The organism is Paenibacillus sp. 05T425 (assembly GCF_056396205.1).
Window position 1 is genome coordinate 35,248 of the sequence record NZ_JBFTLA010000020.1, and the last position, 25,770, is coordinate 61,017.

The 25,770-nt window shown below is 50.5% G+C and carries 23 protein-coding genes; 10 read left to right on the forward strand and 13 right to left on the reverse strand.

The features are described from left to right. Positions 1-9 precede the first annotated feature (9 nt). Complete coding sequence (locus AC1DF0_RS29380; protein ID WP_477576927.1) at positions 10-999, forward strand: ABC transporter ATP-binding protein; 990 nt, start codon at positions 10-12, stop codon at positions 997-999. A 59-nt stretch (positions 1,000-1,058) separates the two neighbouring features. On the opposite strand, the gene AC1DF0_RS29385 is transcribed toward AC1DF0_RS29380, so the two are convergent. Continuing rightward, the gene (locus AC1DF0_RS29385) at positions 1,059-2,021 is read right to left on the reverse strand and encodes a D-2-hydroxyacid dehydrogenase (protein WP_477576929.1); all 963 of its coding nucleotides are present in this window, start codon (positions 2,019-2,021) and stop codon (positions 1,059-1,061) included. 31 nt (positions 2,022-2,052) lie between these two features. Further along, on the reverse strand, positions 2,053-2,376 hold the full coding sequence (locus tag AC1DF0_RS29390; RefSeq protein ID WP_477576931.1) for an antibiotic biosynthesis monooxygenase family protein: 324 nt from the start codon (positions 2,374-2,376) through the stop codon (positions 2,053-2,055). Between the two features lie 139 nt (positions 2,377-2,515). Between AC1DF0_RS29390 and AC1DF0_RS29395 the strand changes: the two genes are divergently transcribed. Together AC1DF0_RS29395 and AC1DF0_RS29400 are read left to right on the forward strand one after the other, a co-directional pair. Continuing rightward, positions 2,516-3,145, forward strand: a complete 630-nt coding sequence (locus tag AC1DF0_RS29395) for a TetR/AcrR family transcriptional regulator (protein WP_477576933.1) — start codon at positions 2,516-2,518, stop codon at positions 3,143-3,145. Positions 3,146-3,150: 5 nt separating this feature from the next. Beyond that, positions 3,151-3,834: an MBL fold metallo-hydrolase gene (locus AC1DF0_RS29400; RefSeq protein WP_442051051.1), complete on the forward strand. Its 684-nt coding sequence runs from the start codon at positions 3,151-3,153 to the stop codon at positions 3,832-3,834. Between the two features lie 71 nt (positions 3,835-3,905). Here the strand turns inward: AC1DF0_RS29400 and AC1DF0_RS29405 are convergent, their stop codons facing one another. The 3 genes from AC1DF0_RS29405 to AC1DF0_RS29415 all read right to left on the reverse strand — a co-directional run bounded on the left by AC1DF0_RS29405 (position 3,906) and on the right by AC1DF0_RS29415 (position 9,973). After that, the gene (locus tag AC1DF0_RS29405) at positions 3,906-6,974 is read right to left on the reverse strand and encodes an S-layer homology domain-containing protein (protein ID WP_477576935.1); all 3,069 of its coding nucleotides are present in this window, start codon (positions 6,972-6,974) and stop codon (positions 3,906-3,908) included. Between the two features lie 207 nt (positions 6,975-7,181). Then, entirely contained in the window at positions 7,182-7,631 is a 450-nt protein-coding gene (locus AC1DF0_RS29410) for a HEAT repeat domain-containing protein (RefSeq protein WP_477576937.1), read from the reverse strand. Positions 7,632-7,858: 227 nt separating this feature from the next. After that, positions 7,859-9,973, reverse strand: coding sequence for a serine hydrolase (locus AC1DF0_RS29415; RefSeq protein WP_477576939.1), 2,115 nt, complete (start codon positions 9,971-9,973; stop codon positions 7,859-7,861). Positions 9,974-10,311: 338 nt separating this feature from the next. On the opposite strand from AC1DF0_RS29415, the gene AC1DF0_RS29420 reads away from it, so the two are divergent. Continuing rightward, entirely contained in the window at positions 10,312-11,130 is an 819-nt protein-coding gene (locus tag AC1DF0_RS29420) for a stalk domain-containing protein (protein WP_477576941.1), read from the forward strand. A 233-nt stretch (positions 11,131-11,363) separates the two neighbouring features. After that, complete coding sequence (locus AC1DF0_RS29425; protein ID WP_477576943.1) at positions 11,364-11,894, forward strand: SRPBCC family protein; 531 nt, start codon at positions 11,364-11,366, stop codon at positions 11,892-11,894. Positions 11,895-11,967: 73 nt separating this feature from the next. Here AC1DF0_RS29425 and AC1DF0_RS29430 read toward each other — a convergent pair whose 3' ends face one another. Further along, positions 11,968-14,607 carry a hypothetical protein gene (locus AC1DF0_RS29430; protein ID WP_477576945.1) on the reverse strand — a complete coding sequence of 880 codons (2,640 nt, stop codon included), beginning with the start codon at positions 14,605-14,607 and terminating at the stop codon, positions 11,968-11,970. Positions 14,608-14,742: 135 nt separating this feature from the next. On the opposite strand from AC1DF0_RS29430, the gene AC1DF0_RS29435 reads away from it, so the two are divergent. After that, a complete protein-coding gene (locus AC1DF0_RS29435) occupies positions 14,743-15,495 on the forward strand; it encodes an alpha/beta fold hydrolase (protein ID WP_477576946.1) in 753 nt (250 codons plus the stop codon). A 52-nt stretch (positions 15,496-15,547) separates the two neighbouring features. Here the strand turns inward: AC1DF0_RS29435 and AC1DF0_RS29440 are convergent, their stop codons facing one another. Then, entirely contained in the window at positions 15,548-15,988 is a 441-nt protein-coding gene (locus AC1DF0_RS29440) for a winged helix-turn-helix transcriptional regulator (protein WP_475822067.1), read from the reverse strand. Positions 15,989-16,141: 153 nt separating this feature from the next. On the opposite strand from AC1DF0_RS29440, the gene AC1DF0_RS29445 reads away from it, so the two are divergent. Then, entirely contained in the window at positions 16,142-16,816 is a 675-nt protein-coding gene (locus AC1DF0_RS29445) for a YitT family protein (protein ID WP_477576948.1), read from the forward strand. A gap of 96 nt (positions 16,817-16,912) precedes the next feature. On the opposite strand, the gene AC1DF0_RS29450 is transcribed toward AC1DF0_RS29445, so the two are convergent. Then, positions 16,913-17,758, reverse strand: a complete 846-nt coding sequence (locus AC1DF0_RS29450; RefSeq protein ID WP_477576950.1) for a phosphotransferase family protein — start codon at positions 17,756-17,758, stop codon at positions 16,913-16,915. Between the two features lie 215 nt (positions 17,759-17,973). Between AC1DF0_RS29450 and AC1DF0_RS29455 the strand changes: the two genes are divergently transcribed. Further along, complete coding sequence (locus AC1DF0_RS29455) at positions 17,974-18,693, forward strand: AfsR/SARP family transcriptional regulator (protein WP_477576952.1); 720 nt, start codon at positions 17,974-17,976, stop codon at positions 18,691-18,693. Positions 18,694-18,907: 214 nt separating this feature from the next. Continuing rightward, positions 18,908-20,146, forward strand: a complete 1,239-nt coding sequence (locus AC1DF0_RS29460; protein WP_477576954.1) for an S-layer homology domain-containing protein — start codon at positions 18,908-18,910, stop codon at positions 20,144-20,146. A 79-nt stretch (positions 20,147-20,225) separates the two neighbouring features. Here AC1DF0_RS29460 and AC1DF0_RS29465 read toward each other — a convergent pair whose 3' ends face one another. From AC1DF0_RS29465 to AC1DF0_RS29485, 5 genes are all read right to left on the reverse strand, one after another. Continuing rightward, positions 20,226-21,374 (reverse strand): ABC transporter permease, encoded by a 1,149-nt coding sequence (locus tag AC1DF0_RS29465; RefSeq protein WP_477576956.1) that lies wholly within the window; start codon positions 21,372-21,374, stop codon positions 20,226-20,228. Continuing rightward, a complete protein-coding gene (locus AC1DF0_RS29470; RefSeq protein WP_477576958.1) occupies positions 21,374-22,468 on the reverse strand; it encodes an ABC transporter permease in 1,095 nt (364 codons plus the stop codon). The genes AC1DF0_RS29465 and AC1DF0_RS29470 overlap by 1 nt, the downstream gene beginning before the upstream one ends. A 44-nt stretch (positions 22,469-22,512) precedes the next feature. After that, positions 22,513-23,451 (reverse strand): ABC transporter ATP-binding protein, encoded by a 939-nt coding sequence (locus tag AC1DF0_RS29475; protein WP_477576960.1) that lies wholly within the window; start codon positions 23,449-23,451, stop codon positions 22,513-22,515. 125 nt (positions 23,452-23,576) lie between these two features. Further along, positions 23,577-24,710 carry a sensor histidine kinase gene (locus AC1DF0_RS29480; protein WP_477576962.1) on the reverse strand — a complete coding sequence of 378 codons (1,134 nt, stop codon included), beginning with the start codon at positions 24,708-24,710 and terminating at the stop codon, positions 23,577-23,579. Then, positions 24,710-25,360: a response regulator gene (locus tag AC1DF0_RS29485; RefSeq protein ID WP_442051068.1), complete on the reverse strand. Its 651-nt coding sequence runs from the start codon at positions 25,358-25,360 to the stop codon at positions 24,710-24,712. The genes AC1DF0_RS29480 and AC1DF0_RS29485 overlap by 1 nt, the downstream gene beginning before the upstream one ends. A 200-nt stretch (positions 25,361-25,560) precedes the next feature. On the opposite strand from AC1DF0_RS29485, the gene AC1DF0_RS29490 reads away from it, so the two are divergent. Beyond that, positions 25,561-25,719 (forward strand): hypothetical protein, encoded by a 159-nt coding sequence (locus tag AC1DF0_RS29490; RefSeq protein ID WP_337100422.1) that lies wholly within the window; start codon positions 25,561-25,563, stop codon positions 25,717-25,719. The last annotated feature ends 51 nt before the right edge of the window (positions 25,720-25,770 follow it).

Below are 25,770 nucleotides of genomic sequence, written 5' to 3' on the forward strand. Positions count from 1 at the left end.
ATTACGAGAATGGAAGCCGTTATTGAAGTGAAGAACCTCGTAAAAGAATATATTATCGTGAAAAAAGAAAGCGGACTTCGCGGCTCGCTCAAAAGCTTGCTGTTTCCTAAAAAAACGAAATTTAACGGCGTAAACGGTATTAGCTTCTCTATCGCTCCCGGCGAAATTGTCGGCTATATCGGCCCGAACGGCGCCGGCAAAAGTACGACCATCAAAATGCTTACCGGTATTCTCCACCCGACTGCCGGCACGATTAAAGTATGCGGCATTTCTCCGCAAGCGGACCGCAAATCCGTCGTTCGCAAGCTTGGCGTCGTGTTCGGACAGCGCACGCAGCTTTACTGGGATTTGCGGCTTGGCGAATCGTTCGAGCTGTTGCGGAGAATCTATCAGATCGATCAAGCCGCCTATGAGGAAAATCTCGCCGTGCTGACCGATGTTCTTAAGCTGCAGGACTTCATCAATACGCCCGTTCGCCAGCTTTCGCTTGGCCAGCGTATGCGCGGCGATATCGCGGCGGCGATGCTGCATTCTCCATCCGTGCTGTTTTTGGATGAACCGACAATCGGGCTTGATGCCGATGCCAAGCACGCGATCCGCAATTTCATTAAGGAGATTAATCGTACACGGAATGTAACGGTTATTCTGACGACGCATGACCTCGACGACGTCGAGCAGCTATGCAGCCGAATCATTGTCGTGAATAACGGGAAGATCGTCGAGGACGGGCCCATCGACTCKATCATCCACAAGCTGACGCCGCACCGCATGCTCGTTGTAGAGCTTCAAGAGCCGTGTGACGATCTCTCCACCCCTAACGCCACCGTAATCAAACAAGAGGGACTCAAAATTTGGTATCAATTCGAGAAGGAAACCGTATCCGCTTCCGAACTGATCGCCGCGCTGTCGCAGAAGCTTCCGATTCAAGATATAAGCGTGAAGGAGCCCAACGTCGAAGACGCGATCCGTGAAGTATATAAGACGACGGCGACGGTGTAACGATTGAAAAGAAGGAGGTGTCCTCAAGCCAATGGCTTTTGAGACACCTCCTTCATCTATTAGTACTTCTTGCTATAATCGACCAGATTGCGCAAGCTTCCGGACTCACCGGATAAATAGATCTTCAGATTGTCCACGAACAGCTTTACTAGCCGCTCCGTGTTGCGCACGGTCATTCCGCCGGCATTATGCGGTGTTATAATGACGTTCGGCATCGACCACAGCGGATGGTCCGTAGGCAGCGGCTCTTGTTCGAACACATCGAGGCCGGCACCCGCAATTACGCCCTTGTTCAGCGCTTCAATCAAATCTTCCGTACGTACCGTCCCACCTCGTCCAACATTAATAAAGTATGCGCCGCGCTTCATAACGGCGAAACGCTCCGCATTGAATATATGCTCCGTCTCGTTCGTAAGAGGTAAAATATTAACGACATAATCGGATTCCCTCAGCGCATCATCGAGTCTTGCCGTCTCGTAGACGACGTCGGCCTCCGCCATCGCGCCTCCCGATCGGCGTACGGCAATCACGCGCATATCGAACGCCCGCGCTATACGGGCAACCTCTCGGCCGATTTCCCCTGCGCCGACAATCGCCACCGCGCCTCCGTTCACCTCCGCCAGCGTTGCCGGGCTTTCCCATAAGCCCGTATGCTGATTGCGGACGGCCGTTGCAATGCCTCGGGCAAGCCCCAGCATCATGGCGACAGCCGTCTCCGATACCGATCTTGCATGTACGCCGCTGGCATCGGTGAGTAAGATACCGCGCTGCTCCAACTCCGTCAGCGGCAGACTGTCGATGCCCGAAGACCAGCTCTGCACCCATCTCAGCTTCGTCCCCTCCTGCAAAGCTGCCGTCTTCACCTTCGCATTCCAGCCGAATATAACTTCCGCTTCCTTGTAGTCGTGCTCATCAAAGCTCTTCGACGCTTCCCCGAACTGTATCGATAAACCAGGCGCAGCGCTCCGCACCATCTCCTGCTGCTCCAACGTTAATTCTGGAATACAAAGGATTGATCTCATTTATCATTACCTCCTATGTCAGTGCATCCATTTAAACTAATCCGAACGAGTACTCCCTCTCGACCTTGCAGATTCGAACCGTGTAATGCTCGTACCAAACCTGCTTGCCCTTCTCCTGGGCAACCTGATGGGCTTCATTTCTCTTCCAATTGCCGATTGACTCAAGACTATCCCAATAAGAAACGGTAATTCCGACTCCTGCGGCATCTCTTACGCTCTCGACTCCAATGAAGCCCGGCTGCTTCCCCGCAAGCTCTTCCATCCGGTCAGCCATATGTCCATAGCCCTGATCCCCGTCCGTACGCTTGCTCGTAAAAATGACCGCGTAATATGATCCATCCGGCTTCTGCTCCATAACAGCCTCTCTCCTTCTGTCTTCATGTTCCGTCTAATGATGATTATACCACTTTTAAGGAATTTGTTGACACTAAAGTAACCGTCGGTTATATTATAACCAACGGTTACTTATTCGCATTGAAACGAGGTTTTCCATCATGACGACAAGACAACGGCTTCGCTCCGAGGAGACGAAGCAAGCGATCTTATCCGCTGCAGGCAAGATGTTCTCCGAGCGAGGCTACGACGTTGTAACGATGAGAGAGATCGCCAAGGAGGCTGGCTGCTCTCATACAACGATCTATATTTATTTTAAAGACAAGGAGGTGCTTCTGCACGAGCTCTCCATGAACCCTTTAACCGAACTTAAGGAACGTTTCATATCGATTGCCGCGCAAAGCGAGCTACCGCCTGAAACGAGACTTCAAGAAATTAGCATCGCCTTCATCCGCGTCTGCTTGCTGCATAAATCGATGTACTCGGTTATTTTCATCACGAAAGGAACTCGAGTGGATCAAGAGCCGGAGCTCGCCATCAACAAAATTCGCCTCGAATTATTCAATCAATTCGGGCATACGCTGCAACAATGCTTGCAGTTGCAAATCAACGATGAACGTTTGCTAGCCTATAACCGCATCTTTTTCTATATGCTGCAAGGCATCGTCACCACTTACTCGCAGACCGATGAACCTCTCGACGACATCATGGCGCGCCTTCACTCCACTTTCGAGGAAGCCTTCGACTCTCTGTTAATCGGATTTAAATCCAAATTAGCTATTGGAGGATGATAACAATGAAAGCAACGCAAATTTCGAAGCAAGTGTGGAGTCTAAGAACTTGGGTAATCATCCCGATAACGGTGTGGGTTGTCGTCGAGGAGGATGGAGTCACTTTAATCGACACCGGCATCCCGACAATGGCGAAAGGCATTATGAAATTCATCGAGCAGCTCCAAGCCGGTCCTCTCAAACGGATTCTTCTGACACATGGGCATTCGGACCATGTAGGGTCGCTCAAGGCAATTCTAAGCAAGCATAATGTACCGGTCTTCGCGCATCGCAAAGAAATTCCATTCATCGAGGGCGAGCTCCCCTACTCGGGCAAGAAGCTAATGACGACCTTGCCGAAAGGAGCGACGCAGGCGCTGCAGGAAAACGGGCATGGCCAACTGCAGCCGATCGGCGGCTTAACGCCTTACTTCACGCCCGGACACTCCCCCGGTCATACGGTCTACTTTCATGAGGCGGATCAAGTGCTGCTTGCAGGCGACCTGTTCTCGTCCAAGAACGGAAAGCTGCGCAAGCCCCTCTTTACTCCGGATATGAGCGAAGTGCTGAATAGCAGTACGATCGTAAGCAAGCTGCGCCCTGCCAGATTGGAAGTTTGCCATGGCAGCTCGGTGTTCAAGCCGGCGGAGCAGCTGGATGAATATGTGGCCGGTATCCGCAAGACCCATCCAAGCGTTACAACGAATTAGTTGATCATACGGTAAATAGAATATAAACAGAAGCCCGCGCCATCCAAAGGACAGCGCGGGCTTCTATTCCTTTATTTATTAATGAATTGCAAGTAAACGAGCATCCGAGTAATCATAACGGCGCTTTGAGCCCGGGTGGCATTCGCTTGCGGAACGAATGTCGTATCGGTAACGCCGCGGATAATGCCTAAGCCTGCCAACCGTCTCGTCGCCTCAGCCGCCCAGATTGAAATATCGGCGGCATCGCTGAAGGTCGGTATCGCGCTATCCATCTGCGGCGATCGACCGGCGAAGGACAGCGCGTTGGCGATCATGACCGCCATTTGCTCCCGGGTAATGTTCGCTTCCGGCCGGAATGAGCCATCCTCATATCCGCCTATTAAGCCGGCTTGCTTCGCAGCTCCCACCGCCCCGGCGAACCAATCCACGGAATCCACATCCGTGAAGGGCTCCCCTGGTCTCGTCTCGGGCAAGCCAAGCGCTCGAACAAGCAGTGCAGCGAACTCCGCCCGGGTAATCGTAGCGTTCGGATCAAACAAACCGTTCGGTCTTCCGTCCACAATCAGCTTGTTTGCGAGCCGCTCGATATCGACTTGAGCCCAGTGTCCTAGCAGATCAGTAAACTTTCGGTCCAACCGAATAATCGTATACATGCCCTCATACGGAGAATGAATGGTTACGGTCCCGTCGCTTGCGAATATCGCTGGCGCAAAATGAAGCTTCTTATCGTCACCCATCCAAACGACTGTCGCTTTGTCAGGGTCGACTGCCGCCGTCAGCTTTATCGTCTTATGAGCGTTAATGCTTTGCCAATCGTCCACGATTCGGCCGTCCGCCTCCAAGGCGAATACAAGCGGGCGATCTAAGAGGGCAGTGGCTCCCCGCATGTCAACCGCTGATTGTAAAGCATCATTTGCTGTATTGGAAGCCTCCGCTACGCTCAGGGAAAAGGTAGTTATCGCCGATAGCTGTTCGATCGCGGCAAGCGGAATATCCAAACTATTTCCGTTCACGGTCACTTGAACGCGGGCATCGGGCCGTTCTTTCAGCAGTCGCAGCAGCGTCGGCACAGGCAGGTTCACCTGTACGGACGAGCCGATGCCATTGACCGTAATGACCATATTCGTTCGGCCAGATTCGAAAGATTGGGCTAACTGCTCCGGTTTCAGCGAAAGCTTGATAACAGACTGCTTGTCGGAGGTTATTTCGGTCGTCACGCTTACTTCCGTCTGGATGCCGTTCACGAGAATGATTGCCGTTGCCGGAATTTCAATATCAGGATTGCCGGAGCCGCTCCCGCCGGACCCCGGGGACGGTGTCTGGATCCCTGTAACGGAAATCTCTTTCACCGCTTCATTGCCTGCGGCATCCTTAGCGTAGACCGTATAGATGCCATTCGCCGAAACTTGGAATTGTCCGACCGTCAAAATATCCGTCCCCGCGCCGCCGGCAAAACCGGTTGTGCCATGACTTCCTTTCATCCAAGCCAGCTTGGACAACGCGTTTCCTGTCGCAGTCCCTTGTACATCGGCTGTTACCGTAACGCCAACCTTATTGCCGACAACCCCGCCACTGACGAGCGTAATCGTCGGCGCGATCGATACAACGCGGATTCCGCTCACGTCCACGCTTGCATACGCAAGAGAGGCCGCAACGCCGCCCGCCCGCGTAATACCCGCTCCGCTTGGAACATTTATTTGCGCGGCAATAGCAATACCGTCTTCATCCAAGAAACCCTCAGGCACTTCGTATTCAAAGGTTAGCTCCGTCAATGCAGTATCGCGCGTTCCCGTATACGCAGCCTGAACGACGACTGTCGTACCGTGATTGCCGATGGTTATCGGAATGGTCGGCGTCCCTGTCACGGTTACTCCGTATCCGTAGCTCACCGTAAAGCGAAGGCTGTCATGAATGCCATATACTCCGGCAGTCGGAGCCTCCAGCACCAATTCCACCCAAGCGGCTTCAAAAATCGCGATAGCCTCATTCAAATCGGCAACCGCCGTATCCAATTGAAGCTGGGTATAGTTCTCGGCATCGTCAGCGATTAGATGCGCCGCTTCAATAGCTGCTTGGAAAGCGTCCCTTGCCGCCACTGTCGTCTCGCCTACGTTCGCGCCTACGGGATGATCGGTTAGCATTTGCGCCGCATCCGCCAGCAACGATACCAAGTCTGCGGCATCCCCCGCCTCAACGATTGCCCCATTAAATGACTGAATGACCGCGTTCAGTTCGGCAGCGGCAGCAGCCAAATCAGAGGCTGCTGATGCATTGGTAATCGCATCAATAAACTGCTCGGCATCGCTGAGAGCGACCGCTAGATCATCATAGATGCCCGCAGGCACTTCTCCTATCGCCGTGCCCGGAGCATAGTGCTCCAATAACTGCTTGGCCGTTGCCAGAGCGCCGAACAAAGATGATCCGTCTACAAAGGTAAAACCTTTGCCAATCGCATAGGTTTGTACGGGCGAACCCGCGAAACCGAATATTTTCAAGTTTGCAGGTACGGCTTGATTGTTATTAAACGATAGTGGATCAATTGCGGTGGAGCGATTCAGCACGACTACGCTCGACAGGCTGTTATAACGGAAGGAATAGCCGCCAATCGACGTTACGCTCGCCGGTATAACGATTTTAGTAAGCAGATTGCCTCTGAAAGCAAAGTCGCTAATGCTTGTCAAACTTTTCGATAGAACAACGCTGGCAAGCTGATTATCCCTAAAAGCCTCCTGCTCCATTGTCGTTACGCTGTCTGGAATGACAACGCTGGTCAACTGGTTATTCGCGAATGCTCTCATTCCGATATAGGTTACTCCGTTCGGGATCTCCACGCTTGTGAGATAGTTATAGCCGAACGCAGCATCTCCGATGCTCGTCAAGCTATCCGGGAAAGTGACGCTTGTGAGATCGGTAATATAAAACGCTGTTTCACCTATTCCACTGACGGGCACCCCTCCCAGCGTGTCTGGAATGATAACGTCCACCGGAGCACCTCTAGGGTAATCCGTAATCGTGGCAGTACCCCCGTCAATGATGTACGTATAATCTCCGTCCTCGTCCGCATAAGCATATTGTGCCTGAAATATCGTTGTCCAACCGACTGCTAATGCGATGATTAAACATAAAGCAGATTTTCTCATTATTAATCTCTCCTCTACCAACTTTTAACGTAGAAACAGGTAACCATGTACCCCTCTCTATCATGGTAGCAACCCCCAATAAAAGAATTGTGAAAGAATCCGCGGCAACTTATGAATAACCGAACCAAAAATATGCAAAAAGGGAGCGCGGACAGACGTCCACGCTCCCTTTTTGCATATTTCCCCTGTTATTGAAATGAGCAGCCGCTACTTTCTAGCCGGCGTTTCCCAAATCGCTTGAAGCCAGGAATCAAACTCTGCGCCTTTGTCGCCCTCGTACGTATCGTAAATATCCGAACGCGTCTTTTGCAGCTTTTCCTTGAATTCCTCAAACGTATGTCCCTCTGGCAGGCTCTTCTTGATGCGCAGCAAAATTTTGTTAAGTCCCTTATACAGCTCGCCCTTGCTCTTTGCCGGCATTTGCACATTTTCACCCAATTGCTTTAGCTTGCGGTATGCCGCCTCGCGCACTTGGAATACGGAATCGCCATCCATAACATGCTGCAATAGTTTAATGGTAGGCGCCGTGTCCCATTGGCCGAGTTCATTCACGGCATTCAGACGGTCTCTCCAGCTCGCAGTCCGATTGACCGCTTTCTTAAGCTCCTCGAAGTTTTCTGGCAGTTCGGTTACAGCATCAATATGATTGTTGTTCAACGTTTAATCTCCTTAATCATCGCCATTGGCAAATGATGAATATCATACTAGCGGATTCTATTATAGCATGAACCTAACTAACCTACTCGTATACCTCACCATTCTGCACAACATTTATTTTAAAAACACAAAAGCCTGCCATTATCGCTTCCGTTGCCGGTTCACGTAATCGCAGGCTCTGCATTAATATTTGATGCTATTTGGATGTATCGACGCGACGCTAGACTTTAAGAAGCTTGCGGCAAGAGATTCGCAGTCGCGCCTGGATTAGCGAGAGCGGTTACGATCTGATCCGTCGGCTGTGTCAGCAAGGCGTATAGAATAGCCGCCAACTCTTGGTTCTTCAGCACGTTCTTGGATCCGAAATCGGCTGTTCCGTCCGCATTAAGCTTAACCTCCGGTCCATGAATACCGAGCGCGACCATCATCTTAACGGCTGGTATTGCCCAAGCGTCGGTCTTCCCGGCAAGCTTCACGCTCTCGAACAGCTGCGGCGGGTATTGGAGACTGTACAAGCCCCATAACACAGTTGCTGCTTCTTGGCGCGTAATGACACGGTTCGGATCGAACTTGCCATTGCCGGTTCCCTTCACCATTCCAAGCTCATATGCCGTCTGAATGAAAGCTGCCGAAGGATGGCCGGTCAAGTCGTTGAACGCTAGCTCGGTCGTTTCGCTTCCTTTCAGATTGCTTGATTCCAAAATAAATTGCACGTATTCCCCTCTAGTCACCTGCCGCTCAGGCTGGAAGGCAATGCTTGCATCGTTCGCATAATAACCAAGCGACTGAAGAGCAAATATTTGCTCCGCATACGCATGCTCGGCAGTCACATCCGTAAAGCCAGCAGCCTTTACACCTTTGCTCGCATAACCAAGCGGGTTCAAATAAGGCTCTTTCATATAGAGAACGTTTCCGTTCTCATCCAGCTTGAAGGCGGTGAATTGATTTGTCAGTCCGTCGACAAACAAGTTGGCATCCACTTGCTTCAGCTGGCGAGGTCCGATGAATGCGTCGGCAATGGTCAGCCCAGCTTCTCCAGACTTAAGACCTGAAATTATGCTTCTGATCCGCAGATCCGCATAGTAGCCGGTGAACTTGTTCAACTCGTCTGCCGAAGCAGGCAAGTACTGCGGCAGCTGTGCAGGCGCAGCATATTGCGGGAAAAATGTCTGAATGAATTGCGGGTAGAACAGGTTGCGCAGAACGCCTTGTTGGTTATACGTCAAGAACACGCCGGTATTCTGCTCCGGAATAAGGAATAAATAAGAGCTGAAATCAGTCAGATCGCCAGCTTTCGTAATAATCTTGGAGCTGCTTCCCGCCCCCGGAATTTGGAACGGCGCTTCGAAGCCGTAAGTCGTATCCGGCAGAAGCGGATGAATGGATGAGCGGTACACTTCCATCTGATCTACCGTGTTCTCCGCGAGAATACGGCTGGATTCCGTTGCTCCGCCATTCAGGAAGGCAATCATGAATTTGCCTACGTCTTCGGCAGTCGAAAGCATGCCGCCATGCGGCATAATCGTTGGCGTAACGGCGTACGGCTCAACCTTCTGGCCTGCCGCGCTGTATCCGGCAGCCAGCTGTTCCTTCAGTTTGCCTTCAAGCTTGAAGCCGCTATTGTTCATGCCCAGCGGTTTGAAAATATTTTGCTCCATATACGTTTCGAAAGGTACGCCGCTTGCTTTCTCCACGACTAGTCCTAGCAGAAGAGAAGCGAAATTATCATACATATAAGAGCTGCCAGGCTTGCGAACAACCGGCGGCAAGTTGGCTTGTACATATTCTTCAATAGAGACGATCTTGTTGAAATCGAAATGAAGATCTTCCGGTTTAGGATCGCGAATCTCGAATCCCGTCGTATGCGTCAACAACTGCTCGATCGTGACAGGGGTGTTGAACGGATTAACAAGCTTTAAGTTCGGCAAAACCTTCAGAATATCATCCGTTAAGCTAAGCTTCCCTTGTTCAATAAGCTGCATGGCCGCCACAGCGGTAAACGTCTTCGATACCGAGGCAATGCGGAAAACAGTGGATGCCGGATCAACAGCCTTTCCCGTTTCCTTGTCCGAAACACCATAGCCCTTCTGGGCAATAACCTTGCCGTCCTTAACCACAACGACCGAAGCGCCTGTGTAATGAGGCTTGGTTGTTTCCGAGGCGAAGAACGAATCGAGGAAGGCTACTGCGCTCTCTGCGTTCAGTTCCTTTGTTTGGCTATTGCCTTCCGTCTCTGATGCCGCGCCATAGACGGTTGAGGTCATCAGACATAAGATCAATAAGGCTGCAGCAAATGATTTGATCCATAGTGCGGTTCTAGGCTTGTACTTGACTTTGTTCATTATCACTTGATCCCTCCCAAGTTTTAGGTGCCAAGCCTTTAATACGCACCCAATTATTAGGAAGTTTCACCTTTTTGGAGGAGCTGTTCCTACAAGCACTTGCCGCCGATCGGTCGCTCAGGAACAGCGCTTGCTCCTGCAATCAAAGGCCGGCAATGCTGTTTTGATATCGCTCACATAACTATAGGTAAATTATTCTTTATAAAATATCCGTATCTATTAGATCTTCCCATTTACTTGGAAGTGTATTATCATATTAGAAAGTATTAACATCATTAAATTTTAGATTTAAATGAGAAAGATTGATTGCCAACACAGAAAAAGGAGATGTTTTACAAATGAAATTGGCTTTTAGCAAAAAAACGTTAGCTATCATTACAGCGGCATCCCTCGTCATGACCGTAGGTACGACTGCATTCGCCGCATCAGCACTGAAGAAAGTTACCGCCTATCAGAATGCTAATCTTAAGATTTCGGTAGACGGCAAAAACGTTAATTTGAACGGACAAGCCCCACTCAATTATGAAGGCAGCAACTACGTGCCTGCCGCTCTTATAGCCAAACAATTAGGTGCAACAGTCGTATGGAACTCTGCCGCTCAAACGATTGAAATCTATAGCAAAGGAACGACGGTTCCGACTCCGACGACTCCGACGACTCCGACGACTCCGACGACGCCAAGCACTTCCAACGCAAAAGACGCAGTGAAATTCTACGAAGCAGGCACAGCTGCATCTAAAATGTTTGAAGATAACAAAGCAGCAGCGGCTTATTTCATTAGCCTTTACGGCAAAGCACTGCAAACTGGCGATACAACTGCCGTTGAAACTTGGATAAAAAATAATATTCAACAAGATTCATCCGGTTACTCTTCTTCAGAATTCAGTATTCGAGATATCCAAGAAACTGTAAAAGGGCTTCATGACCGCTATGGTGTCGACGCCATTACACCAATCGCTAAAGATGTTGTTGCAAAAGCAGACAAACAGCAACTATCCGCAGATTCAGAATATGAAGAATATACATACTCCAGAGATTTGATGTATTACGTGGATGCTGTAGGCGGAGAATTCGAGGACAGATTCGGTGTATATTTTATTTACAATTTAGACCAAAAAACGAATAAATTATTTTTTAAACAAGTCGTTGTTTACTAATTGTCACTGAATGGGATGCTCAGAAGATCTTAGGTCTTCTGCGCATCCTTTATTTTCAGCTTTTATATTCCTTGACAGGAATATTCTCGTTTAAGTATATTTAATCCAAGCAATACAGCAACGCAATCCACTCTTGATGTTCAGTTGCACAGACCCTAAGGGTAAGCTATGACAATGTCCGCGACAACCGGGAACACATCCATTTACGATTACATTTGGAGGAATGAATGAACATGACCGACAGCCGCTCGGCTAACGCCAATCAAGTGAACACCGAAGAAGGAAAACTCGTCATTACCCGTACGGTAAAGGCCCCTCGCGAGTTAGTATTCAAAGTATGGACGGAGTCCGAGCATTTGAAGCACTGGTGGGGACCGACAGGCATGGCACTGGAAGTAAAGACGCTCGATCTTCGTCCCGGCGGAATCTTCCACTTTAGCATGACCTCTCCTGACGGCGGTCAAATGTGGGCCAAGTTCATCTATCAAGAAATCGATGCGCCGCACAAACTCGTTTACATTAGCACCTTCGCAGATGCAGAGGGCAATACCATACGTCCTCCATTCAGCTCGGAGTTTCCGCTTGAAATATTGAATATCGTACATTTCGAAGAACAGGACGGGAGAACAACCCTTACTCTTCAAGGAGGACCTCAGAACGCTGCTCCAGCAGAGCATGCCTTCTATAAAGGCATGTTCGAATCGATGCAGCAGGGCTTCGGCAGCACGTTCGACCAACTGGACGCGTACCTCGCAAAGTTCTAAACATGCAAAAACAAACAAAGAGCGCGGCCTTCCCGGCCGCGCTCCGCAACTATAAAACTTCAAATCGGCGCATTCACCAAAACTCCAGCTTCTCCACTTCCAGCTTTCCAAAGTCTTGAAAACGCCATTCCCCATCATCCAGGCTCAGCACGGCATCAAGATGAGCAGCCAAACCGATGGCATACCATAGGTTGATCGTGAAGGTGGCGTGAATACGTCCGGATTCATCGAACCGCGCATCGATCGGGCTCCAAGCAAACGCTCGGGACCAACTGCCTGCGGCCGCAGCTTCAGAGTCGAACCTCGACTTCAGTTGTTCAAAGCCCCGACTGCTCCATGCCTCTTCCGTGAACAATGCCCGCAACCGTTCTTCGTTCAACTTTTCTTCGGCTGTATACCCTTCTTCTAGTCCGAACGCCTGCTCCAGGTAATTCGTATAACGTTCCAATAGGGTGTTCAAATACGTATATTGCGCCGTTTTGTCGACCATGCCGGTTAAAGTGAGCGTATGATCGCGCAGACTAGGCGTCCAAGCCAGCTCGTATCGACCTTCGGCCAATGCCGACTGGACAATGATCTCGCCATCCCGAAGCTCGATTGCCGCATGATCATGAATCGTAATCATGTCCGAACGCGTCATACCGCTAGTCGAGGCATACTGGAATTGCAGCGGGAAAGCTTCCCCTTTCTCCGTAATGACGTAAGCAAACACTTTCTTAATGCCGCCATCGAAGCCTTTCGTGAACCGGTATTGGGTCGGCTGGAATATAACGACATCATAACCGTCCAGCGAATAACTGCGCATTTCGCCAACGGCCTTCTCCTGATGCAGAGAGAGCCCGTCCAAGCTTGGCAGCGACCGCTTCCGTCCGTTCGAATCGGTATACCAAGCCACATAGTTTCCGTAATACCGGTAGCTTTCCCCGATCTTCAAGGTCACTTCCCCTGCTTCCGGTTGCAGCGTAATGTCGCCGTATCGGCTCTTGCCCTCAACGCGTGCAGTTTCGCCGTCCTGGGCGGGAACGACGCCGCTTTGCGTCTTCCACCATTCGCCTCCGGCGGTTTCCTCCGGGAATGGCGTTTGAACAATCGGCAGGCCATCGTCATTGCGCTTGGCTTCGGAAATCAGCTTTTGATATAGGACGCTATGTCCCTTGTTCTCCCGACTAATAGACCAATCCCCCTGGAGCGCGATGATGGTTGATTCCCCCTCGTCTGCGACCCATTCCAGCCCGCGTCTTTTCTCATCCCATCGGAACAAAGCAGGAGGATCGCCTCCCCAGGTTTTTGCATATAGTTGACCATTAGAACGAAACGTCCGTCCCTCCAACTGAGGTTCCCATATTCGCTTATGCTTATAATCTGCCATAACAAAGGCCTTGGAATCGTACACGATTGCGTTATGCAGGCTGACAGCCTCCGGATTTTCCAACTGATTAGCCGAATCCGTTGTTCGGTATGGCGTCAGACGCCCGGACTGAAGATCATACAGCTTATAGGAGATCCTCCCTTTCAACCAGGATCCTTCTTGGTCCTCGTAAGGCTTATACATTTCAATCAATAGCTGATTCTCGTTAACCCAATTAAATACACTCATCCGTTCAACTGAGCCGTTCGGCTGAGACAACGTGCGGACAAGCTCCCCATCCCGGCTATAAAACGAAATATGCTGCGCAAAAACATAGCTGGCATTGTCATAGCCTGCGCCCATCGGCTTGTCCCGATCCGCATATTCCAAGTAGAAATAGCTGCTCTCCCCGTTCCACCCTATCCCGTCGTCCATGACAGCCATAGCATTATCAATATCAAACGAACGCAATAGGCTTCCATTATCAGCATCAATGATCCGGAATTGATTCGTCACCAGGATTTGGTTTTCATCCACTCCCTGATTCACGAATCGCTTCAAATCAGGCGAAGGATAAACAAGTCCGCGCAGCGGCTTACTCCCCATGTCCCCGTAAGCAGGGTACAGCTGCGTTCCCTCCCATTGAACGTTTCCGGATTCCGTATCGATAAGCCATGTCTTTCCTTTAAAGCTTGTCAGCAATACTTTTCCGCCGGCTCCGTTCGCCGGTTGAACGACGCTTAGCAAGAAGTCGTCAGCCGGCTCATGAAGCGGCACTTCGACCTCCCAGAACCGAGAAGCAATGTCATCGACTACTCCCGTCGTAATGTTCAGCCTGGCAAGATCATGAATAAGCCTTCCACCGGCCTCCGATCGGCGAATGAACATGACATGCTGTTCGTCGAGCTTGCGAAAAGCCATAAGTGAAGGCGGCGTAGTTAATTCGGCTTCATAAAGCGGGAAAGTTTGCAGCTCGCGGCCATCAGGCTGAACAACTGCTGCATCGTATCGATACTTATTGCTGACCGTATCCCCTTCAGCATAGATCGTGCGGGCAAGCAAATGCACTATTTTATCGGCAACCATGAGCCCTTCGATCCCGTCGACGTATGTATGCTCATCTAAGACAAGTCGGAATCCGTCTTCTKACCAATCTATTTCGACTGCCGGTTGAAGCACGGGCTCCTTTTCCGGCACTTCCTCAACATCGGGCTTTGGTGTCTCAACCTCCGTCATACTTGTCGGCATCGTAGCCGGCTCACCTTCGGCACCGGGGCCTTGTCCGCTTCTATTTATTCCAGGCAGCGCCAACAGCGCAACGATCAGACCCGAAATTACCGCCGTATACACCAATCGTTTATTCATAGGCTCTCCTTATTCGTCGTAGTGACTTCAAACCTATAAACGTAATTTGGATAAAAATGTTTCCAACTCGCGATCAGAACGTAACACTAAAGAAAGAAAGACGTTACTTACGAGGCGAGGTGCGAGAGATTGGTCATGAAGAAATCCGAATTACATACATCAAAAGGTAAGCTGCTATACCAGATCAGCGGCAATGGCAAACCGACTCTCGTTCTGATCAACGGAGGCTCGGGCCCGATTGAAGGCTGGATGAAAATATTGCCAGACATCTCTGCGGCGTCCACCGTATTTTCGTATAACCGTTTGGGCGTTGCAGGCAGCGACAAGCCTCAGCATCCCCAAGACGGAGTTACGATTGTCGAGCATTTGCGCGAGGCATTGCAGCTTGCGGGATTGAAGCCTCCGTTCGTGCTCGTAGGTCATTCATTAGGCGGACTCTATGCGAACTTATATGCACGGAAATACCCGGACGAGGTTGCCGGCGTTGTCTTCCTGGAGTCAAGCACGCCTGGAGATATCAGCCTCGATCAACACCAAGGCAAGACGGTCAAGGCGATGAATAAGCTGCTAGCGATGTTCGATTTCTTGTCACCGCATAAGAAATACGACGAGGTTCATTATGTGAAACAAACGGTCGATCAGATTCATGCGCTTGACCGCTTTCCTGCCGTTCCGGTATATGTCATAACCGGCGGCAAACAAAATCCGATGATGCCGGAAGCCGTCCGCAAGCAGCGGCTCCACAATCAGCTTGAGCTTCTGGCATTTTCTCCATCCAGCACGCATATTTCGGCAGACAAAAGCGGCCACTTTCCTCAGTTTTCGGAGCCGAAGCTCGTTATTGATGCAATCAAGGCTTGCATTGAAAAGGTTCAAGATCGAACGTAATATTGTCGCAAGAAATAAGACTAGAGCGACAGCTTCATAGCTTCGCTTTCATTCACCCCTCATGCGGCAAAACCAGACGGCTCGTCACCGGCGAGGACAGGATAACCGACGTGTTGACATTGCCGTACGGCATGAGCCGCTCCACCAGCAAGGTTAACGACTCCATGCCCGTAACGGCCGCTTTCATCATATAACTGACCGTGCCCGTTACGCGGTGGCACTCCAATATCGCCTCGTCGCTTGCGATCCGCTTCTCGAAGTCGGTCGGCGATACCTTCAGCTCGCTCATCTGAATCATGAGCAGCATCGACCTTCCGACTGCGGCCGGCGATACTTGTGCTCGGAAGCCGGTAATGACTCCCTTCTCTTGCAGCCGCAACAATCGCTCCGAGATGCTCGGGCGACTAAGCGCCAGCCGTTTGGACAGTTCGCTTACCGTCATCCGCCCATCCTCCTGCAGCATTCGAAGCATCTCCCGGTCCAATCTGTCCATTGCCGCGCACCACCCTTCATTTTGCATATTTTATGAGGGTAATCCGTTCATTGTTACCAATTCTCACACGAATTCGATTCATTTACTTATATAACGAGCTAAGGCCGTTCAGTATGCTTAAAGGAACAACAAGCAACAGGCGGTGCATCTTAGATGAGACGGATTATGGTGACCAGAATGAAGGCGCGGGGTCGCAAATGGCTTCCAATTGCAACCGGTTGTTTATGGACGGCCGCGGGTTTGATTATGCTTAAGCATGCGGGGCTTTTTACGGGGGGAACTGCCGGGCTATCCCTGAGTCTTGCCCATATGTGGCATATGAAGTTTCACTATTTGCTGTTGCTGATCAATGCTCCGTTCCTGCTGTTCTCATATGTGGCGATGGGACGCAAGTTCACGGTGCATACGATAGCCGCTATCGCGCTTCTCTTCGTTTTTTCCTCCGCGTACCCTTTCATTCCCTACCCGTCGGTACCTCCCCTGTTCGGTACGATAGCCGGAAGTGTACTCATTGGATCAGGCGTATGCCTCTTGTTCCGTCACGGCGCCTCGCTGGGCGGCTCCAATATCCTCGGACTCTATCTTCATCGCAAATACGGGATCAATCCGGGCTTAACCAACTTTCTCTTTGATTGCATCGTATTGCTTATCAGCTTGGCCGGCTACAGCTTAAAGGGAGTTGTTCTTTCCGCGATATCGATTGCCGTAACCTCCTTCATAATGGCCATTTATAAAAAAACGAATAACGAACGCCGCGCTTGTACAGCAACGTACCCAAAGCCTTCGCCCGGCGATCCAGCTGCCGGGCAGCCTCGCCGATATCCATAAACTCGTGCACGGCCTTCTCGGTACGATGCTGGTATCGGCAGCATTAATACGCAGCACGAAGAGGGGGCACCGTTTAGTGACCCCTCTTCGTTGTCGTTATTGCCCGCTGAAGATATGAAGCTCAGCACGAATCATCTTAGCGAGATTAAGCGCTTGATCGTCCAACAACGCGCCTGAAGCAAGCTGGCGGGCGGCGGACGGAACGTACCAAGGCGTAATTTCCGCTGCAGTCAAACCCGAAAGCTTGGCGTACTCATCAACGAATATTCGGCAGGCAGTCTCTCTCATATCCTCGAAAAAAGCAAGCACGTCCGGCGGCGTTTCCGGCGGCAGCACCGCATACAAAATCGTCACGCACACTTCGGCAACATCCGCAGCCGGGTTCCCGATCGCGGCATGCATCCAATCGATCATGACCGGCGCACCTTCGCTCATAATGAGATTGTTGGGGTTCGTGTCGCCATGGCATAACTGCCGTTTCGCCGGCAATTGATCTATATAAGCATGAAGCGAAGTTATATCGTCATCCGACAATAATGCAGGCCGGCCAATAATGTCCTTCAAATGCTCCTTCTGCTCAGTGACGACGCCGTCGATGCCTTCCTTATGAATGTCGTGGAGCACCCTCGCGAACTTCCGCAAATCGCTTTCCTCATGATCGTAATCGATGACCTGAAAAGCATACAGCTGTTCGAAAAACCGATTGACGAACGTCGGTCCGTCCACTTTCTCGAATACGATACCGTGTCGGTTATCCCACTCGACTTGCTCGAACGGGCGGGCAGCAGGAAGCCCGTTGCCCCATGCCGAAGCGCTGTTCCGGTATTCGAGTTCTACCTCATCCCTTGACGTGCCGGTATGGAACAGTTTAACGACCTTCTCCTCGCCGCCCCATTCATACACCTCGCAGCTCGAGCCCACGCCTATACATTTGCCTAGCATGACCAATAGCAGCCCCTTTACATCGAATGTAGTTGTAAAATAATCCAATTATATCCTGTCATTTGTTAGCGTACCATGCCTTTGGGCTAATCACCACCGCTGATTATATTAACTGACTCTTGGCTAGGATTTGCAGTGATGCTAAACTAAACGAAAAGCAGAGTAAAGCAAAAGCAATCATGCTGGTTGGAGATTGATGAAGGAGGAATATGGCGATGCAGCCCAGGGTGAAAATCCAAAACTTCGGACGCTTCAAGGTCGTTGCTGGAGAAGGTACGGGAGTGAAATGGCGCATCTCCAAAGCCGAAGAGCTAATGGCTTATCTCATTCACCACCGCGGCGCGAGCGTAGACAGAGACCGGATTATGAACGCCTTGTGGGGCAGCAATTCCGGGAAAACGGCAGCCTATTTCAATACGACTGTCCACTATCTGCGCAGAAATCTGCTGAGTGCCGGAATCGAAGATCTGCTCCATCATAGCCGCGGGCTTTACCGAATCGAGGTTCATAGAATCGAGAGCGATTACTTAAGCTTCGTTCAATTTCTGTCTGCTCCCGATCCTATTGATAGCGGAAATATAGGCGTGTACGAAAGCATGGCAAAGCTGTACGCAGGCGGCTACTTGGCAGACAACGATTACAGCTGGGCCGCACAGGAACGGGTAAATTTAGAGAACGAATACATAACCTTTTTGCTCAAAATAAACGATTACTATTGGAGGGAACGCCTCTACCCCCCTGCCATTAAAATTTTAAAGAAGGCATTGAAGCATGCGCCTTGGAACGAGGCCATTCATGCGAAGCTGATCAGCGCCCATTTGGCGACCAACGATCGCATAACCGCCATGAAACAGTATGATGCGCTCAAGCGTACGCTGAAACGCGACTTCAGACTGGAACCCAGCGAAGAAGTAAAGGCGCTTCTCTACCTCTGAAGGATTGACAATATTCGGCTCGTTCGACGGAAATCCTCGTAAATTCGACAGACTTGAAAATAATGGTATTTAACACGACCCGAACCGTAAAACCCTGATTTATCAAGGGTTTTACGGTTTTTTCGCGCGCTTAATGACCAATATTTGTTAAGGTTCAATTTGCTATGATAGCGATAATCTAGTCATCCATTATAAAGGGAGGAATTTTTCTATTATGAAAAAGTTATGGACGTCCGCCGGCCTTATCGCCATTCTGCTCTCCTCGGCGATCGCCAGCCCGATAGGCAATGTGAACGCCGATGCCAAAACCTCGGCCGATTTCAGCGATCTAAAGGATCTGGACGCAGCAACGAAAGCCAAATTCGACGCGCTGATCAGCGCGGGCGTATTTGATGGCGTCTCTGAAGGGACATTTGGATTAAAGGACGAGATGAACCGCGCCCAGTTCGCCAAGGTAGCCGCCCTGATCTTCAATCTTAAGGTAGATTCGAACCTGACAGAGTCCAGCTTCAAGGACGTGAGCGAGGATGGCCCAGGCGGCTATGCTCTGCCTTATATCGAAGCCATCAAGAATGCAGGTATTACGGAAGGATACGGCAATGGTGTATTCGACCCTGCGGGTAAAGTCACTAAAGAACAATTAGCCACTTTCCTTATCAAAGGCCTTGGAGTTAAGAAGGATTCCCAAGAGTCTACAGGTGTAAACGACACTACCGTGTCCGACTGGGCAAAAGGATATGTAGCGTTGGCCTTGCAATTGAAACTTCTGGAAAACGGTGCAGACGGAAACTTCGGCGGCAAAACCAATGCGACAAGAGATCTGCTTGTTCTGGGCGCTTATGAAGCGAAGGACCAATTCGTTAAGCTTAACCCTACACCAACACCATCTCCTTCGGAGTCGCCGACTCCAACGCCAACGGCTACGCCGGAACCAACGACACAGCCTACGCGCAGGCCGGCTACCCCGACGCCTTCGCCGACACAAGCACCTGAACCGACGCCTACTTCAACGCCGGAATCGGCAGTAGATGTAGCCTTCCTATCGACTTTGTATGCAGGCAATGATATAGAGGATCTCACCATTACGTTCCAGACGGAGCTTGGAAGCGCCACTACATCCATTACAGATATTGGTCATTTAATTGATTCCATCGTTATTACACCAAATGGCGAACAGCCGTTTAACTTGGAATTAATGTCGTTTAACTGGCTTGATGAAGGAGACGGCTTCCCAAGAGCTGATATTAAAATTCCTCAATCTGATTTTTTAGTAGGCGACACAGTGCGGGTTAACTTTAAATCAGGGGCATTGTTCGACGGGGATGACGTAAGCATCACACAGCAATATTGCCAAACGGTTGTGGCAGCTTACATACCAACTCCTACTCCTATCCCTATTCCTTCTTTTCCTCCTATTCCTTCTTTTCCTCCTATTCCTACTCCTCCAATTTAAATAGCTGATAAAAAAGATCGGCGCAGGGATAATCCCTGCGCCGATCTTTCTTTTGCTCCCAATTATATCAACTTATCTGTTATATAAACGAATGCAGCTCCTTGTTCCTTCCGAACTTGTATGCGGCGGTTAAACACAGGACGAGCGCGAATGCGGCTAGAATGGCTAGATTCAGCACCAGACCGGATACTGTTTCCCCCTGCTGAAGCTTGCTGACCGTATCTAGCAGCCAGTATTGGGGCAAGAACTGGGCGATCTGCTGCATGAATGAAGGCATGGTCGCGAGCGGGAATAAACAGCCGGCAAGCAGACTTGTCGGAATGATCACCATCGTTTGGATGCCGCTCGCCGCCATCGAGCTTGCAGAGAAGGCCACAATGGTTAAAGACAGCCCTACCGCTACTATGGCGAACAGTCCCAGCAGCAGGTAGAGCTGCACAATCGGGATGCCGGACTCCATATGGAATAGCCGGGTCATCACCGTCAGCGTCACAAGGATCTGGATCAGCATGACGATGACGTTCACAATGACATTGGCCCCTACATAAGCTCGGCCCGTGATCGGTGCAGCGAACAGTCGGAACAACGTCCGGTTCTCCTTCTCCTTCAGAATCATCGCCGACAGATTGACTGCCGAGAACAGCATTAGCATGATTAAATAACCTACCGTTTGCGAAGACTTGCGATGCTCCAAGGAGCGATCCTCTACTTTCTCGACGGAGAGTTCAAAATTCGCTTGAACAAAGCTTTTATACAACTCATCAAATTTCGTTTGATCGCCTCCCGATGCCAGTCCGATCGATGCCAGATTTCCGATGTAGGCATTCACATACGACTTGATATAAGGGGCAACCTGCGAACCCTTGACGGAAGCCAGCGAGACGTTCGCCGGTTCGCCTGTCGGCAAACTGACCGCGAAGCCTTCCGGAAGCGTCAGTGCCGTATCGATATCTCCTCCCCGCAAAAGGTCTTCTGCCTCATCTGCCTGAATGTCCACCACTTCTACCTGATCGAGCTCGCTCATATAGGCAACCAGATCCGTGGACGCCGCCTGACCGTTATCGAGATTGACCACCCCGAGCGTTAATGGTTCCTGATCGGAACTGCCATAGATCGATGAGGATAACAGGATGCCGAAGATCGGCAGACATAAATACAAGAGCATGACTTTGTAGTTTTTGACCGTACTTAGCGCCATGCGGCGAACGAGCCATGTCGTCTCTTTCATTACAGACCCTCCCTCCTTCTCATCAACACGATAGCCAGTGCAAGCAACAAGACCGAGCAGCCTGTATTCAGCAGCATAGCTGGAAGCGAAGCCTCAAGCTCACCCGCATAAATGATTTGCAGGATAGCCTCATTGGACCAGTGCAGCGGCGAATACGCGGCGAGAGCATACATGAGTCCAGATGTATTTTCGACCGGGGTATACGCTCCGCCTACGAAAGCCGCTACTTGAATAATCATCATCAAGACGCTGCCGGCCACATTGCCCTTCAGTAAGTAACCAAAGGCGAGCCCAAGGCTAAGCGCTAACACAATCTCGCTGAATAAGACCAAGAAAACAACCCACAGATGGCCGCCCCAGTTGGCGCCAAACATATATTTGCTAAGCAATACGACAATGACGACGAAAATCGCATTCAGCACAAACGATCCGGCGATTTTACCAGCGAAAATTTCACCCTTCGACACAGGAGATGCCAGCAGGCGGATATCGGTATGCCCGCTTCGCTCCGTCTCGATAAGCTGCCCCGCAGTTAAGGCGCTGTACAGAATGATCATCGTGGTAACGGCTACCGCAAAATAGTCCAAGCCACTCGGCTGCAGCCCCGTATCGATCGGCGTCTCCGCTACATAATTGCCGTCTGAGCTAGAAATACCGCTCTCGGCGACCGACAGTTTGTAACGGTCTGTTAGCGGAGTCAATAATCCTTGGACGATGCCGTTCTCCATGGCCCTGCTACTGTTGCCGTAATAGCTGATGCCGTCCTCAGAGATCGTCGCATAACCGGTATAGAGTCCGTTTTGCACATCGTCTTTAACGTCTGCTTCCCTACCATCCGTTGCCTTCTCGAAGACGATGCCGGAAGCTGCTCCATCCTGCAGCAAAGCCTCCCACTTCTGTTGTACCTCTCCACTTGCTCCATTGAAGCTATAAACAACACGTATCGGTTCCACCTTCACGGTTGCTTGAAAACTGCCGGACAGCGCCGTCCCCAAAATAAGCATGAGCAAGACGGGCGTCGCCAGCATGAACAGCAGCATTTTAATATCCCGGAGAATCTTCAATTCTTTCCCTGCGATTCGCAATATGTTCATTGGCTGTACTCCCTCCCTCTGTCGTGTCATCACTGGCCGCTTGGTTATTCATCGCGCAGCGTTCGGCCGGTCAACGTCAAGAACACGGTCTCCAGACTCGGCTCCTGCCCTTCCACGCCCCGAATTTCCAAGCCGCTTGCCACGAGCAGCTGGATGATCGCATTTAGATTGTTGATTTCTACAGCCGAGCTAATATGGATCGTCTGATCCGCGACTTCGACCGTACTGACGCCAACAATGCCCTTCAGCTCTTCCAGCGGAACATCGTCGGCCGATCGTACGGCGATGCTGATGCTCTTCTGATTCGTAATAATCGCCTTCAGCTCAGCCTTCGTTCCTTCCGCAATGATCTTCCCATGGTCGACAATCGCGATTCGCGAGCAGATCTCCTCGACCTCTTCCATGTAATGACTCGTGTAAATGATCGTACTGCCCATTCGATTCAGCTTCCGCACCGAGTTCAGAATATAGCTGCGCGATTGCGGATCGATTCCTACCGTCGGCTCATCCATGATGATCAGCTTCGGCTTGTGCGCAATCGCGCAGGCGATATTGAGCCTTCGCTTCATTCCGCCGGAGAAGTTCTTCGGAAAGCTTCCTTGCCGATCGGATAGTCCAACGAATTCCAGCGCTTCGACCACGCTTCGCTTCAGCTCCGCTCCTCTTAAGCCGTATAACCCTGCGAAAAAGTGAACATTTTCATAAGCCGTCATATTCTCGTAGATCGCTAAATCCTGCGGTACGAAGCCAATCGACTGCTTCGCAAACTTGCCGTTCTTGGCTACCTTGCGGCCCATTATAGCAATCTCGCCTTTGGTCGCGGAGAGCAAGGAAGCCACGATATGAATCGTCGTGCTTTTGCCTGCGCCGTTCGGTCCCAAGAAACCGAATATTTCTCCTTCTTGCACCGACAGCGATAAGTTATCCACGGCGGTATAATCACCGAATTTTTTCGTCAGCTGATTAATCTCCAGTACGTTCACCGTTATTTCACCCTCCCGTTAGTTCCGTTCTTCTGTTCTTATCGTACAAAAAAAGGACGTCCTTGCAGAAGTGCACAAGTTCATCCTTCTCCCATGAAATAGTTCATGACGTACCCCTCATTTCTTCACGGGGTATACGGTATTAAAGTCGTCACCGAAAATCCMCTCGAGCCGTCTACGATGATTTTACCGCCCACGGCCGCCGTTCTCTCTTCCATGCCCACGATGCCGATTCCCTTCACAATCTTCGTCTGCCCCTGTCCGTTGTCCGTGATTGTAGCCTTGATTAATGTAGGCAGCACCTGCACGTGGATCGAGATCGTGGTAGCCTTGGCATACTTCATCGTATTGGTAAGCGACTCTTTCGTATTTTCATGAATGATTCTCCAATGAATCGGCGTAATGAAATCGATATTTCCTTCGTAGGAAAAGGCCGTCCGGATCGGGTGCTTGGCCGCAAATTCGTCGATGAACAATTTCATTCGGTTGACGCCCATCTGTTCCGTCGGCGGCTTCATCCGCTTCAGCTCGATTCGAATGCTTTCGATCCCTTCCTTCGAAATATGAATGGCATTATCCAGCAGCAGCGACGTCTTGCCCGGATCGTTCGTGATCAAGCGCTTCGCCGCCTCCATCTGAATGAGCGCGCTCGTCATGGCATGTCCGATGTGATCATGGATATGCTGGGACATCCGGTTTCTTTCCTCCAGCTTAAGCGTGTATTCGGTTTGCCGCAGAAACTCATCGTTTTCCTGAAGCTTGACGTGCAGCCGTTCCAGCTCGCCCCGCATTCGTTCCAGCTCGGAACGTTGTTCTCGCAGAGATCTTCCGTAGCGCTGCAGGACATAAAAATATATCCACGTCGCAGCTGCAATGAATAGATAGAGGAACATCAGTTGCCGGGGCAGCATCGCTACCGGAATAAGCGTGAGCAGGAATGAAACAACCCCCTGGATGCCGTGAGCGATGGACGACACCTCCCATAGATGTACCGGCAGCAGCAGAATCATGAGCGGATAATCCTGGCTGGCGAAGATGGTTACCCCTATGGACAAAACCGCGATTGCGGGACGAAGTCCCTCTTTTCGCAAAATATAGAACAATAAGTTCGTAGAAAGATAGACTAACACAGATAATATGAACCAGGGCGTTGCGCTTGTTTCCGAGATTAGCGATTGGCCCGCCGTAAAGACGAGCAAAGCCGCTTTAAAGCCGATTCCGGCAAGCTCCGATACATCTCTTGCTCTTGGTTCGGTCATTAGGTCAATTCTCCGGTCAAGTAATAAATCGCGATTTGCGTACGATGGGTGAGACCTGTTTTGCTCAATATCGAAGTAATGTGGTTAGCGATCGTGCCTTCGGAGATAAAGATTTCTTTGGAGATCTCCTTATTCGTCCTCCCCTTGGCGATCAGCGCCATAATATCGAGTTCCCGCTCCGTAAAGAGGCTTTTGTCGACTTTCGCAGCTTCGTTAAGCACGGGCGACTCTGGCTCTTTCGCCAATTTCAGCTTATCCAGTACCGAATCCTGCAGAACATTATGGCCGTGATAGACCGTTTTAATCGCGTCGCTGATCCGCTCGGGATCGTTATTTTTAAGCAAATAGCCTTTGGCTCCGTAACGAATGGCATCACGTATATATTCATCATCGTCGAAGGTCGTTAAGATAAGCGGTCTCGTCTTTGTCCGCTCGGCGATTAACCGAGTAGCTTCCACCCCGTTCATCTCCGGCATCCGCACGTCCAGCAGCGCCACGTCAACCTCATGCTGCTCGCAATAGGCCACGGCCTCCAGCCCATTCTCGACCGTCGCTACAACCTCGAACCCTTCGAACGTCGTTAATATGATTTTCATTCCTTCGCGAATGAAGGAATTGTCGTCGGCTATAAGCACCTTAATGTTCGGCATTCTATCATCCCCTTCCATCCTTCCATTATTATGCTATAGGATAGGCGATAACGCTATATGGAATGGCTATTGATTGTCGATAGGGTGTTTCAGCTTTGCCTGAACGGTTTACTAATAAGCAAGCGAACGTTGCACGGGTTAGCTTATAGCAAGCGGCCACAAGCCAGTCGTTCGCAAATCCTAATTAAAGAGGTGTCGTTATGAGTCAGACAAAAACTTCTTATTACACGGGCGAGCAAGTCGATCAAGAAGGCGAGTACATTTGCGAGGCAGGCCGGCGCGCTGCATTGAAAGAAGGGGACAAATTCCCGTATTGTCCCGTAACCGGCCTCGATACGAATTGGTATTTGGCTAATTAACCGACTCTTGATACGCTACCATACACATGCAAAAAAACAGCCCGCAGGCAT